General features: G+C 62.5%; 16 protein-coding genes. 1 reads left to right on the top strand and 15 read right to left on the bottom strand.

Features of this window, described 5'->3' with window-relative positions; translation table 11 throughout:
• Positions 1-69: 69 nt before the first annotated feature.
• The 7 genes from ACFOPH_RS00300 to rpsP all read right to left on the bottom strand — a co-directional run bounded on the left by ACFOPH_RS00300 (position 70) and on the right by rpsP (position 4,568).
• The gene (locus ACFOPH_RS00300; protein ID WP_312551523.1) at positions 70-417 is read right to left on the bottom strand and encodes a DUF3579 domain-containing protein; all 348 of its coding nucleotides are present in this window, start codon (positions 415-417) and stop codon (positions 70-72) included.
• A gap of 212 nt (positions 418-629) precedes the next feature.
• A complete protein-coding gene (locus tag ACFOPH_RS00295) occupies positions 630-1,589 on the bottom strand; it encodes a CobD/CbiB family protein (protein ID WP_312551525.1) in 960 nt (319 codons plus the stop codon).
• Positions 1,590-1,693: 104 nt separating this feature from the next.
• Positions 1,694-2,365, bottom strand: a complete 672-nt coding sequence (locus tag ACFOPH_RS00290; protein ID WP_312551526.1) for a CoA pyrophosphatase — start codon at positions 2,363-2,365, stop codon at positions 1,694-1,696.
• Positions 2,366-2,446: 81 nt separating this feature from the next.
• Positions 2,447-2,833, bottom strand: a complete 387-nt coding sequence (gene rplS / locus ACFOPH_RS00285) for a 50S ribosomal protein L19 (protein ID WP_312551527.1) — start codon at positions 2,831-2,833, stop codon at positions 2,447-2,449.
• 126 nt (positions 2,834-2,959) lie between these two features.
• Positions 2,960-3,709, bottom strand: a complete 750-nt coding sequence (gene trmD, locus ACFOPH_RS00280; RefSeq protein ID WP_312551528.1) for a tRNA (guanosine(37)-N1)-methyltransferase TrmD — start codon at positions 3,707-3,709, stop codon at positions 2,960-2,962.
• Between the two features lie 26 nt (positions 3,710-3,735).
• A complete protein-coding gene (gene rimM / locus ACFOPH_RS00275) occupies positions 3,736-4,302 on the bottom strand; it encodes a ribosome maturation factor RimM (RefSeq protein WP_312551529.1) in 567 nt (188 codons plus the stop codon).
• A 17-nt stretch (positions 4,303-4,319) separates the two neighbouring features.
• Entirely contained in the window at positions 4,320-4,568 is a 249-nt protein-coding gene (gene rpsP / locus ACFOPH_RS00270) for a 30S ribosomal protein S16 (RefSeq protein WP_312551530.1), read from the bottom strand.
• Positions 4,569-4,842: 274 nt separating this feature from the next.
• Between rpsP and ACFOPH_RS00265 the strand changes: the two genes are divergently transcribed.
• A complete protein-coding gene (locus ACFOPH_RS00265) occupies positions 4,843-5,256 on the top strand; it encodes an NINE protein (protein ID WP_312551532.1) in 414 nt (137 codons plus the stop codon).
• Positions 5,257-5,269: 13 nt separating this feature from the next.
• Here the strand turns inward: ACFOPH_RS00265 and ACFOPH_RS00260 are convergent, their stop codons facing one another.
• The 8 genes from ACFOPH_RS00260 to ACFOPH_RS00225 all read right to left on the bottom strand — a co-directional run bounded on the left by ACFOPH_RS00260 (position 5,270) and on the right by ACFOPH_RS00225 (position 13,853).
• On the bottom strand, positions 5,270-5,923 hold the full coding sequence (locus tag ACFOPH_RS00260) for a hypothetical protein (RefSeq protein ID WP_379732761.1): 654 nt from the start codon (positions 5,921-5,923) through the stop codon (positions 5,270-5,272).
• Positions 5,924-6,191: 268 nt separating this feature from the next.
• Positions 6,192-6,740: a hypothetical protein gene (locus tag ACFOPH_RS00255; RefSeq protein ID WP_379732759.1), complete on the bottom strand. Its 549-nt coding sequence runs from the start codon at positions 6,738-6,740 to the stop codon at positions 6,192-6,194.
• Between the two features lie 270 nt (positions 6,741-7,010).
• Positions 7,011-8,348 (bottom strand): IS4 family transposase, encoded by a 1,338-nt coding sequence (locus tag ACFOPH_RS00250; RefSeq protein WP_379732757.1) that lies wholly within the window; start codon positions 8,346-8,348, stop codon positions 7,011-7,013.
• A gap of 126 nt (positions 8,349-8,474) precedes the next feature.
• Positions 8,475-10,265, bottom strand: a complete 1,791-nt coding sequence (locus ACFOPH_RS00245; protein WP_379732755.1) for an acyl-CoA dehydrogenase — start codon at positions 10,263-10,265, stop codon at positions 8,475-8,477.
• A 202-nt stretch (positions 10,266-10,467) separates the two neighbouring features.
• Positions 10,468-11,400 carry an electron transfer flavoprotein subunit alpha/FixB family protein gene (locus ACFOPH_RS00240; RefSeq protein ID WP_312552136.1) on the bottom strand — a complete coding sequence of 311 codons (933 nt, stop codon included), beginning with the start codon at positions 11,398-11,400 and terminating at the stop codon, positions 10,468-10,470.
• 36 nt (positions 11,401-11,436) lie between these two features.
• Positions 11,437-12,186: an electron transfer flavoprotein subunit beta/FixA family protein gene (locus ACFOPH_RS00235; RefSeq protein WP_312552134.1), complete on the bottom strand. Its 750-nt coding sequence runs from the start codon at positions 12,184-12,186 to the stop codon at positions 11,437-11,439.
• 207 nt (positions 12,187-12,393) lie between these two features.
• Complete coding sequence (locus ACFOPH_RS00230; RefSeq protein WP_290423782.1) at positions 12,394-12,621, bottom strand: sulfurtransferase TusA family protein; 228 nt, start codon at positions 12,619-12,621, stop codon at positions 12,394-12,396.
• A gap of 227 nt (positions 12,622-12,848) precedes the next feature.
• Positions 12,849-13,853 (bottom strand): OmpA family protein, encoded by a 1,005-nt coding sequence (locus ACFOPH_RS00225; RefSeq protein ID WP_312552132.1) that lies wholly within the window; start codon positions 13,851-13,853, stop codon positions 12,849-12,851.
• Positions 13,854-14,018: the final 165 nt, after the last annotated feature.

Raw genomic sequence — 14,018 nt, 5'->3', positions numbered from 1 at the left:
CCTGTAGGTTCAAGCTAATGCGGGAAATGGCAGCCGGCTTGATCTGGCTCAAACCGTGATTCGACCTGCCTACAGTTTTGGATCGCCCGGCAATTCGACGAAGCAGGCATCGACCACTTGCAGGTCGTTATCCTTGGCGAAATTGACGACGAAGTGATAGGCCAGCGGTTCGGCCTTCTGGAGCGCATTGTCCACCACGACGGCCTTGACGCCGTTCACCACGGTCGGATGTACGTAAGGGGAAAACTGGAGGTGGGCATTGCGGCCGCCACTGCCCTCGGGACGGAAGCAGGACATGACCCCGCACAGGCGCTCCGCCCAATCGCTCGGGCGGAACTGCTTGCCTTTATTCGTGATTCCCAGGATGAAGAATTCGCCAGTGGCGCCTTCGTTCCCGGTATGCGGTAACTCGGCCATAGTGCTGCTTGCTGATACAAGAATACTGCGTGGATGAGAACAACGGCAGTATTATATCTTATAGAAGACCTGGGGACGAGTCTTGTCTCGACAACTTTAGGCCGCAGGACCGGCGTCCCCCCTCAACGACGCGGGGCGAACACGCATTGTCGACGACAATGCGCTGGTACGGCGCGGCCTTGCCGCGCCGTCATGGCAGCGTTTCCTGACGTTTAGCCGAGCCAGACCACGCTCGACAAGAGCAGGAGCAGGATCATCCATAGTATCAGGGCACGCCAGACAAGTCCCACCGTGCTTTGCAGTGCGCGCAGGCTCGGCTCCTCTCCCGGCAGGACATCGGTCTCGACGTCGGACAGGTCCACCGTCGCCGCATCGGCCGGCAACAGTTGCGGGGCATTTTCCTGCGGCGTGCCCAGGCGTACGCCCATCGCCCCGCCGCCAGCGGCCAGGATGATGCCGCGCGATTCGTCGGCCCAGCGGTTGGCGAAGTTGCGCCAGGCATAGATCGCGTCCTCGAAATTGCCGACCACGGCAAAGGCGACCGCGGTCAGGCGCACCGGGATCCAGTCGATCCAGTAGAAGGCCTTGGCGGCGAACTGGCCGAACGCCTCGTTACGCATGTGCTCGGGTTCGTTCCAGGCGCGCGCCAGGTATTCGGACACGCGGTAGAGCACGGCGCAGGCCGGGCCGCCCGGCATCAGGAACCAGAAAAATACGCCGAACACGCTGCGATGGGTGGTGATCAGCGACTTTTCGACGGCGATGCGCGCGATTTCCTGGGCGTCCATGCCGACCGTGTCGAGCCGCGTCCATTCCGCCAGCAGTGCGCGCGCGGTGGCCTCGTCGCCCTGGTTCAGGGCCAACTGGATCGAGGTGAAGTAATGGCTATAGTGGCGGAACCCCAGCGTCAGGTAGACGACGAGCACGTTCCAGGCGAAAGCAAGAAAGACCAGGCCGTAGTATTGCAGTACCCAGTAAATGATGGCGACCGGCAGCACCAGCGTCAGCATCATCAGGATCCATCCCATGCGGCCATTCTTCGGCTCGCCGGCATTGAACCAGCCTTCGATGCGCATCGCGAGCGTCTTGATGCCGCCGTAGACCTGGTTATCCGCGCGCAGGGGCTTCAACTGCTCGATCAGCAGGGCGCACAGAATGGAAAAAAATGTCATGCAAATCCTTCTTTTGTTATGGCAACACTACGCTGCCCGCTACGATAGCGCAGACGCGGGCCATAATCAAATCCGGACTGGTAACTAACTGTGAAGCAAAAGTATCAAGCGCGCAGGAAATGGAACAGGTTCCGCAACATGCCCGCAGTCGCGCCCCAGATGAAGAAGCGCTCGTAGGGCATGGCATAGAAGCTGCGCCGCCCCGCCCCTTCCGGCAGCTCGAAGGACATGCGCTGGTGGTTGGCGCCGTTCATCAGGAAGCCAAGGGGCACCTCGAAGATCTCGGCCACTTCGTTGGGGTCGGCGCGCAGCTCGAACGGCGGCGTCACCAGGGCGACCACCGGGCGCACCCGGTAGGCGCTGGCGGTCACGTATTCCGGCAGCACGCCGACGATCTCGACGTGGCGGCGGTGCAGGCCGATCTCCTCTTCCGATTCGCGCAGCGCGGTCTCGATCGGCGACGAATCGATTTCTTCGGCGCGTCCGCCCGGGAAGCTGATCTGGCCGGCGTGGCTGGTCAAATGCGCGGTGCGCTGGGTGAGCAACACGGTCAAGCCTGTGGGGCGATCGACCAGGGGCACCAGGACGGCGGCGCGGCGCAGCGTCAGGCCAGGCTGGAAAGGCGTTTCCTCCGCGGTTTCAGGGTCCCAGGCGCGGCGCGCCTCGGCAAAACGCGTGCGCAGGCGCGCCGCGGTGAGGAGCGCCGGGTCGACCGGCGGTTCGCCGGCGATGGCATCGACCGGCAGGCGGGTTGGATCGAGAAGCAGCTTGGCCAAAAATATTTCCTTTAAACAAAAAGGAAGAATCAAAAAGAAAAAGGCATCCCGAAGGATGCCTTTTTCATTCCACAGACGCTATTACTCAGCGGCAGTGGTGGTAGCGACGCGGCGCTGCGGCAGTTTCTCTTTGATACGTGCCGATTTGCCCGAACGCTCACGCAGGTAGTACAGCTTCGCACGACGAACGTCGCCGCGGCGCTTGACTTCGATCGAAGCGATCAGCGGGGAGTACAGCTGGAACGTACGTTCCACGCCTTCGCCCGACGAGATCTTGCGAACGATGAAGTTCGAGTTCAGGCCACGGTTGCGACGCGAGATGACGACGCCTTCGTATGCCTGGGCGCGCTTGCGGTTGCCTTCGACGACGTTGACGTTGACGATCACGGTGTCGCCAGGTGCGAAATCAGGAATGTTGCGGCCGAGGCGCGCGATTTCTTCCTGCTCGAGTTGCTGAATCAGATTCATTTCTTATGACTCCAAAAACCATCTTGCCGGCGCTGTACTGGTTGCCCGGTAGAGGATGGGGTTGAACGCACGGGCAACATGCCCGCAGGTCTTGCACCGGGATCGGTGCCTTTTTCCGGCCTGCTCTCAGGAGAGCGTGGCCAAGAACTTTTCGTCGGCTGCCGTGAGGCGGCCCGCCTTGCGCGCCGCATCCAGCAGTTCCGGACGCTTCTTCGCAGTCGCCTCCAGCATGCGCTGGCGGCGCCACTTGGTAATCTCTGCGTGGTTGCCGCCCATCAGGACCGGGGGCACAGGCACGCCTTCGTACACTTCGGGACGGGTGTAGTGCGGCGAATCGAGCAGGCCGTTGACGAAACTGTCTTCGACCGCCGAGGCATCGTCGCCCAGCACGCCCGGCAATTGCCGCACCACCGCATCCATCAAGGCCATCGCCGGCAATTCGCCGCCGGAGAGAACGAAGTCGCCGAGGGAAATTTCCTCGTCGACGACACGGTCCAGCAAGCGCTGGTCGACCGCCTCGTAACGGCCGCAGAGGATGACGAGACCAGGCTCGTCCTTCAGCGCCATCACGCGTTCGTGCGTCAGCGGTTTGCCTTGCGGCGACATGAATACCACGCGCGGCGCGGGCAAGCCGAGTTCGGCCTGGCGCGCCTTGGCCGCATTGATCGTTGCCTCGAGCGGCTTCGCCAGCATCACCATCCCGGGGCCGCCGCCATACGGGCGGTCATCCACGGTGCGGTGGCGGTCCTGGGTGAAATCGCGCGGATTCCACAGCTTCAGGCCCCAGCGTTCCTGCTCGAAAGCGCGCCGGGTCACGCCCGACTGCGTCAATGCGGCAAACATCTCGGGAAACAAGCTCACGACGTCGAACTGCATCGGGACCTCGCTTCGGGTTGGAGGGATCAAAAGTCGAGACCCCAATCCAGGGTAATCTTCTTTTCTTTCAGGTCGACGGTTTTCACGAACTGGTCCACGAACGGAACCAGGCGCTCTACGAGACGCTCTGGCGCCTTGTCGCTGGCTGCCGGATCAGGGACGGGCGCGATGCGCAGGATCGATTGCGCGCCGTTGCTCATCATGTCGATCACCTTGCCCAGGGCTTCGCCCTGCAGGTTGACCGCATCCATGCCGATCAGGTCACTCCAGTAATACTCGTCTTCCTCAAGCTCGGGAAACTGACTGCGCGACACATGGACGGCTGCGCCTTTCAGCGCCTCCGCCAGGTTGCGGTCACTCATCCCGACCAGGGTGGCGACCACGTCGCCGCCATGCATCTTCGCGGTCCGCACGGTGACGGACCGCAGGCTCGGCTTGTCGAGCCACCAGGTTTTCACGTTCAGCAAAGCGTCCGCGTCCACCGAGAACGGAGTAACGCGGATGGCGCCGGCAATGCCGTAGGCGCCTGAGACATACCCGACCTGGGTCAGGTCGTCGGGGGCTTGTGCCCCGCTTGCAGCCGAATCGCTCAAACCAGGAACAGCTTTACTTAGGCAGCCGGGTTCTGCTGGGCAACCAGGCGAGCAACGGTCGGCGACAGTTGTGCGCCAACGCCTTGCCAGTAGGCCAGACGGTCCGCGGTGATCTTCAGGCCGACTTCAGCGCCCGAAGCCATCGGGTTGTAGAAGCCGATGCGCTCGATGAAACGGCCATCGCGACGGTTACGCGAATCGGTTGCAACGATGTTGAAGAACGGGCGCTTTTTTGCGCCGCCACGAGCCAAACGGATAACGACCATAATAATTCCAAAAAGTTGTACTGGACGGAGAAAGCCGACGATTATAGCGCGCAATGCCGCAGATCAGCAAGTGAAATGGTAAAAGGCGGACAACAGGGCGCGCGGTCCCGGCCGAATGGGGCATTATCCCTGATTTTTTGCGCTACCGCTACCTCCCTCCTGGCGCCTTGTCGCCCGTGCATACAAGTTGATACATAGCATTTACATAAAAAATGATGCTTTTGGCACATTTTTGAACCATACTTGCGCCTTCGTGTAACAAATTCCTTTTGGCATGTCACACAAGAACAAGACTTTGGCTACGGCACTGGCATTGACCCTCGGCGGACTGGGCGCGCACCGCTTCTATTTGCACGGAAACGTCGATCGCATTGGTTTGCTGCACGCCTGCAGCCTGCCAATCGCCGGCCTGGTCTATAGCCAGACGGAAGGCAACATGGACGTCTTCTTTGCCCTGCTGCCCCTGCTGCTCTCCTACATCGTCGCCTTCATCGCGGCGCTGGTGATTGGCCTGACGCCGGACGACAAGTGGGATGCGCGCTTCAATCCAGGTTCGGGCACGCGCTCGCGCTCGAACTGGATCCTGGCCGTGCTGCTGGTCGCCGCCCTGATGATCGGCGCCACCGTGCTGATCGCGACCATCGCCCGCTTGTTCGACCTGATGTATACGGGCGGGGCCTACGGCTGACAATGCTGGCCTCTTAAATTCCCTCTGGCCAGCGATAGCGCGGCAGCGTCGCCGGCGGCGTGCCGCTGACGATGACGATCTCGCGCTGGGCCGTCAATTCGATCTCGCCGGGGTCGCCCGTGTAGGGCGTCAGCGTTTCCCTGTCGATGATGTAGAAGCGGATCGGCCCCGCCAGCCCTGCCGTGCCGCTCCCCGCCAAGGGCTGGCGCCACAGGGCGAAGAACTGGCCGAGCGTGAACTTCGTGGGCGCGCTCGCTTCGATATGCACCACGCCCGTCACGTCGTGCGTATGCAGTTCATAGGTGCAGCCGCTGCGGCCGATGTTGTCGGGCAGGCCCTGGCGCACGCCGTCCTTGTAGATCGATACCAGCGCATGGATGTGGTAATTGATGTTGGTCAGGCAGACGATATCGCCGACCGGCTGGCCGGTACCGCTCCAGGTCGGCCAGCCCGGCGGACTGCCGATGGTGGCGGGCACCAGGTCGGTATGACTGTCGGCCAGCGCGACCGGCGGCGGCTGGGGCGCGGATGGTGGCGGCGGATCGACCTGCGTCGGCGGCGGATCGCTGGCGGCAGGGGAGGAACTGTCGCCGCCGCAGGCGGCCAGCAACAGCGCACAAAAGCTCATGGCGAGATACAGACTGGAACGTGCAATCGTCGGTGACATATCGGCTCCCGGGTTGGCCTGCTCGCGAGAGCGGGCGGGTTCAGTGGATGAGCCGATGTTACGAACGCGGCCGTAACGCTTCGTTTAAGCCAGATCAAGCTCAGCGGATCGGAACCGCAAAACCCGCGGGCGCGGATCCTGCCGACGCTCGCCATGCCATCGGAAAGGCAAGCGGTGCGGAAATCGGGCTCCGCACCGCTTGCGGCGGCAAGCCTGCCGCGACGATGCCGGTGCGCCGCGCATTCCTGCGCACCCGGCGCGCCTGCCGTCAGTGACGGTCCTTCTTCACCTTGCGCGCAGCCTCGACGAGGTCGGCCTGCAGGCGCTCGATGGTGCACACCTCGACGCTGAGGTGATCGAGGATCGCATTCACGAACGCCAGCTCGGCCGGCGAAGTCCAGCCCGGGTGGTGGATGATGCGCTGCAGCTCCAGCAGGTGCGCCCCGCGGCCGAGCGTGGCCAGCGCGTCGGCCAGGGTCTTGATCGACTTCTCGAGTTCGTGGATGTGGTGCGACGGGGCATCGCGCTCCTTCCTGTCGTCGCGATCGTACTTGTCGTGCTTGTCGTGCTTGTCGTGCTTGTCGTGCTTGTCGTGCTTGTGGTGATCGTGCTTGTCGTCGTCGTAGTCGCGCACCTTCCAGTATTCGCGGTACTTGTAGTGCTCGCGGTATTCCCCCTTGTCGCGATGCTTGCCGTCGTCATGGTCGTGCCGGTGGCGGCACTCCCTGTCATGGCCATGATCGTGGTCATGGTCGTGGTCGTGGTCGCGATCATGACCATTGTCGTGCTTGTCGTCGTACTGATTCTCGGTACCCATGGTGTATCTCCTCGTCGAGCCGCTGAGATCGGGGAGCCGCGCGGCTCATGCGCGGCTTGGGTACAAGTTAGTTCACTAAAGATGAGCTCGCTTTGATCGGAACTAAATTTGCCTTTACTGTCTTATAGGCATATTTTCTTCGATTTAATATGATTTTCAAAGTATGATATTTGCATCTTGAAACATGTTTGCAAAACATTGCGATCCTGGCCGCGCAGCTTCCCAGGACGGCCGCAGCCATGAAAAAAGCGGCACGCGGGCTAATGCCAGTCAGTTAAGCTGACTGGCATTTTTCATTGGAAACTTGGATCTGCACTGTTTGACGACTCTGGGATAGGACCGCGTTCGACGTTCTGGCAAGAGATAGGCGCGTGCCTGCTCGCGTAGCAGTGCCAGACGCTTGGGGAAGGTGCCAGGCGTTTGCAGAGGCCAGTGGTACAGGGCCGTGGTAATGGCCAGGGCCAGCCACTGGAAGCTTAGGCGTTGTGGCGGTACGTGTAGTTCATCGGCCATTTGGGCAATTTCATGGCGCAGCAGGTTGTAGGCGATGAGCGTGCCCCATACTTCCTGGCGTACCAGCGCAGGCAACTTGCTGCGCAGTGTCGTCGCATTCTTCTGCATGCCTTGTTTGATTTCCCTGAAACCTAATTCGATCTCCCAGCGCTGCATGTAGTGCGCAACGATCTCACGCGCTGGAAAACGGTGCGCGTCCCACAGAGAGGTAAGGTACTGCCGGCGCTCTCCACCAACCATGCAGGTAATGAGTCGTGCTTGCCAATGCGATGGCAAATCCGGTCGCTGCTTGCGTGCCTGCTGGGATACCTCGAAACTCACCAGGCAGTCGTCAGGGGCAAACTGGCAGACCACTTCATAACGCAATCCGCTTCTAGCCCGCATGAGCCAATGTCTTTGCTCACCTGCCTGCTGCCAGTCCAGAAGAAGGGTTGCCGAGAGATAGGCACGATCGAAGATCGTCAACGATCCATCTGGCACCTTATGCATCAGTGATTTGGCAAAGCTCAGCTCTGAGGTGCCGTAGTCGCCAAACTCGGCAGCGCGGATCAGGTGAGTGTAGGTGTCCATCAAGCAGACTGCGCGCAATTGTGGCCAAGCGCCTTTGCAATGCGCGTTCGAGCCTCGGCCAAACTTTTCACCGTTGGCTGGTGTGTCGGGCAGCGACCACACCACGCCGTCGACGGCGTAACTGCGCAACCCATGAAACAGCCCTTGTTCAGGTATGGCAGTGCTCCCCCAGCAGCTTGCCAAGCGTTCGAACAACCATGCCATCGGTGCCTCACCAAGGCGCTCTCGCCCTGCTACAGCAGCACTGGGCACGGGAGCACTGGGTGTCGGGCCCTCGGCCAAATCGAGCTGCTGGACGATATGCCAGATCGGTTCATTGCGAAACAGAGCCAGGCCGATGACCAGCCAGACCATGCGTTCGGCCGGCAAGCGCCGCCGCCGCAATGACACTGTCCTGGTCTGCTGCAAGGCTTCGTCGATCCAGGCTGGATCGATCAGGCTGGCGAAGCGTTCAAACTCATGCGGTGCCAGCTCAGCCGCATAGTCCAGGTCAAGTTGGAGAGCCATAATAAAAAACGGATTCACGTTGATCGTGAATCCGTTTTAGCTCAAACCGCCGACTGGTCAATGCCTTAAGTGACCGGCATTAGCACGCGGGCCGCTTCATGGCATCGTGGGCAGGGCGCCAGGGCACCCCACCCTGTCCAGGCATCAGAACTGTTCGACGTCCAGCGCCAGCACGCCGGCGCTGCCTTCGACGATCGCGCTGCGCATGCCGGCGGCCTGCGACAGGATGTGGTCGGCGAAGAAGCGCGCGGTGGCGATCTTCGCGCGCAGGAAAGCGGCATCGCCTTCGCCGGCGTCGAGCTTGCGCTGGGCGACCAGGGCCGCGCGCGCCATCTGCCAGCCGCCCAGCACGATGCCGGCCAGCTTCAGGTAGAGCACGGAACCGGCGAACACGCCCTTGATGTCCGACTTCACGTTGGCGACCACGAAGTCCACCACCTCTTCCAGCGCGACGGAACCCGCCGCCAGCTGCTTGCGGATCGCTGCAAAGTCGGCGCCCTGCACTTCAGCCAAAGCCGCTTCGGTCTCGCGCACCTGGGCGATGATGGATTTCGCCACCGCGCCGCCATCGCGCACGGTCTTGCGGCCGACCAGGTCGTTGGCCTGGATCGCGGTCGTGCCTTCGTAGATGGTGAGGATCTTGGCGTCGCGGTAGTGCTGGGCCGCGCCGGTCTCCTCGATGAAGCCCATGCCGCCGTGGACCTGCACGCCGTCGCGCGCCACGTTCTCGCTCATCTCGGTCGACCAGCCCTTGATGATCGGGACCAGGTACTCATAGACCGCCAGGTTCGCCTTTCGGGTCGCTTCGTCGGCGTGGTAGTGGGCCACGTCCGAGATGCCGGCGCCGACGTAGGCCAGCGCGCGCGCCGCCTCGGTCTGGGCGCGCATCGACATCAGCATGCGGCGCACGTCCGGATGGTGGATGATGGCGACCGGGCCGCTGGAACCGGCCAGGTCGCGCGACTGCACGCGGTCCTTGGCATAGGCCACCGCGTGCTGGTAGGCGCGCTCGGCCAGGCCGATGCCCTGCATGCCGACGCCGAAGCGGGCCGCGTTCATCATGATGAACATGTATTCCAGGCCACGGTTCTCTTCGCCCACCAGGGTGCCGATGGCGCCGCCGTTGTCGCCGAATTGCAGCACGGCGGTCGGGCTGGCCTTGATGCCCAGCTTGTGCTCGATCGAGACGCAGTGGGCGTCGTTGCGCTCGCCCAGCGAGCCATCTTCGTTGATCAGGAACTTCGGCACGATGAACAGCGAGATCCCCTTCACGCCCGGCGGCGCGTCCGGCGTGCGCGCCAGCACCAGGTGGATGATGTTCTCGGCCATGTCGTGCTCGCCGTAGGTGATGAAGATCTTGGTGCCGAAGATCTTGTAGGTGCCGTCGCCCTGGGGCACGGCGCGGGTGCGCACGGCGGCGAGATCCGAACCGGCCTGCGGCTCGGTCAGGTTCATGGTGCCGGTCCACTTGCCCGAGATCAGGGGCTCGAGGAAGCGCGCCTTCTGCTCGTCGGAACCTGCGGTCAGCAGCGCCTCGATGGCGCCGTCGGTCAAGAGGGCCACCAGTGCGAACGAGATCGAGGCGGCGTTGAGCATTTCGGTGCACGGCGTGGCGACGATCTTCGGCAGGCCCTGGCCGCCGAATTCGCTCGGGTGCTGCACGCCCTGCCAGCCGGATTCGCCAAAGGCCTGGAAGGCGACCTTGAAGCCGGCCGAGGTGGTCACCTGGCCGTCGTGCCAGAAGCTCGGCTCCTTGTCGCTCGGGTGGTTCAGCGGGGCGACGACCTCGCCGCAGAACTTCGCGTTCTCTTCCAGCACCGCTTCCACGGTGTCGCTGGTGGCGTCTTCGCAGCCCGGCAGCTGGCTCACTTGGTCCAGGCCGGCCAGTTCGTTCAGGACGAACAGCATGTCTTTGATCGGGGCTTGGTAGCTCACCTTGATCTCCTCAGATTTGGATGTGAATCAGGCCACGGCAGCCTGGCGAATTGCCGGACCAGCGTGGCCTGAGTGTTGTTCGCGGGGTTGTAGGGTGGGGACTCGTCCCCACGCGGTGATACGTGACAGCGAGATCGTCGAGCACGACACGAGATCGGAGCCGATAACGATCACCGCGTGGGCTCAAGAGCCCACCCTACGATTAACCCAGTTCTTTCACGAGTGCCGGAATCACTTCGAACAGGTCGCCAACGAGACCGTAGTCGGCCACCGAGAAGATCGGCGCTTCCGGATCCTTGTTGATGGCGACGATGGTCTTCGAGTCCTTCATGCCGGCCAGGTGCTGGATCGCGCCCGAGATGCCGACGGCGATGTACAGCGACGGCGCGACGATCTTGCCGGTCTGGCCGACCTGCCAGTCGTTCGGCACGTAGCCGGCGTCGACCGCGGCGCGCGAGGCGCCCATGGCGGCGCCCAGCTTGTCGGCCAGCGGTTCGAGGATCTTGAAGTTGTCGCCCGAACCCATGCCGCGGCCGCCCGAAACGACGATCTTGGCGGCGGTCAGTTCCGGACGGTCCGACTTGGCCAGCTCGCGGCCGACGAAGGCCGACTTGCCGACGTCGGCGACGGCGGCGATTTGTTCCACGGCAGCCGAACCGCCGCTGGCGGCGGCAGCGTCGAAACCGGTGCCGCGCACGGTGATGACCTTCACGCTGTCGCTCGACTGCACGGTCGCGATGGCGTTACCGGCGTAGATCGGGCGCTCGAAGGTGTCCGGGGAGTCGACCTTGGTGATTTCCGAGATCTGGGCCACGTCCAGCTTGGCGGCGACGCGCGGCAGGATGTTCTTGCCGTAGGCGGTGGCCGGGGCCAGGATGTGCGAATAGTTGCCGGCAACAGCCAGGATCTGCTCGGCCACGTTCTCGGCCAGGCCGTCGGCGAAGTGCGGCGCGTCGGCGACCAGCACCTTGGTGACGCCGGCGATCTGCGCGGCGGCTTCGGCGGCGGCGCCGCAGTTCGAACCGGCGACCAGCACGTGGACTTCGCCGCCGCACTGGGACGCTGCGGTCACGGTGTTGTGGGTTGCGCCCTTCAGGGAGCCATTGTCGTGTTCAGCAATTACTAATGCGACCATGATGTTTCCTATGTTTGATAGTGACGGCAAGGCCGCTTAGATGACTTTGGCTTCGGTGCGCAGCTTCTGGACCAGGGTCGCGACGTCCGGCACCTTCACGCCGGCCGAACGCTTGGCCGGCTCGGCGACCTTCAGGGTCTTCAGGCGCGGGCTGACGTCGACGCCCAGGTCTTCCGGCTTGACGGTTTCCAGCGGCTTCTTCTTGGCCTTCATGATGTTCGGCAGCGTCACGTAGCGCGGCTCGTTCAGGCGCAGGTCGGTGGTGACGATCGCAGGCAGGGTCAGGGCCACGGTTTCCAGGCCGCCGTCGACTTCGCGGGTCACGGTCACCTTGCCGTCTTCCAGCACCACTTTCGAGGCGAAGGTCGCCTGCGGCCAGCCCAGCAGGGCTGCCAGCATCTGGCCGGTCTGGTTCGAATCGTCGTCGATCGCCTGCTTGCCCAGGATGATCAGCTGCGGCTGCTCTTTCTCGGCCAGCGCCTTCATGATCTTGGCCACGGCCAGCGGCTCGGTCTCGACGGCGGTTTCCACCAGGATGCCGCGGTCGGCGCCGATCGCCATGCCGGTGCGCAGGGTTTCCTGGCACTGCGGCACACCGACGGAGACAGCCACCACTTCGGTGACCTTGCCGGCTTCCTTCAGGCGGGTCGCTTCTTCGAGTGCGATCTCATCGAACGGGTTCATCGACATTTTGACGTTGGCGATATCGACGCCACTGCCGTCGGACTTGACGCGGACCTTGACGTTGTAGTCGACCACGCGTTTGACGGGTACCAGGACTTTCATGGGTGTGCCTTTGAAAAATTGAAGAGGTAGACTTGACTAAAGTGGCCTAGATTATAAGAGATAAACTGCTGCGAGACCGAATTAAAGCACGATCGTGCGATTTTTGGCTAGAGTGAATCTTCCAAATCGCGGTGTTCAGGGGACATCAAAGGGAACAGACGAGGCAATGACCCTGCCCCGCCAGGTGGCGCCGCGCGCCGAACCACTTTATTTGCGGCGCATCAGAAAGGTGAATTCGCCGTTCTCGGCGGTATGCGCCAGGAGGGCATTGCCGGTCTGCTTGGCGAACGCCTGGAAATCGCGCACGGAACCGGTGTCGGTGGCCACGATGCGCAGCACCTGTCCGCTCTCCATCTCCGCGAGCGCCTTCTTGGCTTTCAGGATGGGCAGAGGACAATTCAGCCCGCGCGCATCCAGGTCTTTCTGGAATTCCATGGTGTCAATGTCGATAGTCATGTCGCTCATCGCTTGCCTGCTCGGTGGGTGATGCTAAAAGGGTGGTGCCGGAAACTGCATACTACTCCAATTCACGCAGTATGACGCAGCGCACCAAAATAGTCACACATTGTTGCACGTCCACAACCAAATGTAAAACTTGCCACATTCAGCGCACCAAACCATGACACCTGGGTAAAGACAAGCACCGCCGTGGTGCGGCGCGCCTACTGCTCGACAAGTTCGACGCGGCGGTTCTTCCGGCGCCCTTCCTCGGCGCGGTTCGATGCCAGCGGCGCATAGGCGGCCACGCCCTTGGCCGACAGGCGCTTCGGATCGACCTTGTGGCCCTCGGCCAGGGCCTTGACCACGGCATCGGCGCGCTGCTGCGACAGGGCCAGGTTCTGGGCCAGCACGCCCTGGTTGTCGGTATGGCCGACCACGAAGACCTTCAGCTTCGGATCCTGCTGCAGCAGCTTGGCCATCTCGGCCAGCGCCGGCTTCGAATCCGGCTTCACCTCGGCCTTGCCGGTGTCGAAGTAGACGCCATACACCGCCACCTTGCCCTCGTTGGCGATGCCCTTGGCCATCTCGGCCGCGTTCAGGCTGGCGGCGACCTTGCCGCTTTCCATGGCTTTGCCTTCGACGATCTCGAGATAGACGCCGCCTTCGTCATCCTTATATGGAGGCAGCGCCAGCACGGCGACATGGACCGGCGCGCCGTCCGGACGCTTGCCCTCCGCCACCATGTAGCGGCCCTGGCGGGGCCCTGCGATAAAGATGCTCGACGGGATGTCGCCCTTGATGAAACCATTGCTCAGGCGCTTGTCCCACCAGTAGTCGCCGATGTCGTCGCCGCAGGCTTCCTTGATGCAGGCGAACGCGGTCTTCAGGCCGGCCTTGGCCAAGGCGGCTTCGTAGTTGCGCATCACTTCCAGCGTCGAGCGCTCGCGCGGCACCACATAGGCAATGCGGGTGACCTTTCCTTCGAGCTGGAACGATTTTTCGAAGCTGGCGCGCCGCTCCTTGCTGTCATAAATGCGCTTGCCGGCCGGGAGCATCGCTTCGTCGAATTCCTTGACGTCGTACCCCACCAGCTTCGCCCCTTCGAAGCGCGACAGCAAAGGGTGGTCCTTCGCTCCCTTCACCGTGTCCGCCGCCGGCATCTTGCCGTAGGCGAGCGATGCCGATCCCAAGCACAACACCAGTCCAGCCAGTCGAAGCCCGCGCATGTTCACTCCCCTGAAATAGTAAATAAACACGAGATTCTATGGACGAGCTGCCGCCCCGGCAACGCCTAGTTACTATGCATAAAGCAATCGTGCGCGCCGTGCGTAAGGCGAAAAAAAAGGTTCTTCGCGGGGAATGGGGGAAGACGGGATTGACGAACTGAGCAG

Origin of the sequence: Massilia haematophila (assembly GCF_042647645.1) — a bacterium.
In the GTDB taxonomy this organism is placed as follows: domain Bacteria; phylum Pseudomonadota; class Gammaproteobacteria; order Burkholderiales; family Burkholderiaceae_D; genus Telluria; species Telluria haematophila.
Note: the sequence above shows the minus strand (reverse complement) of the source record. Positions and strands in the feature narration are given on the sequence as shown.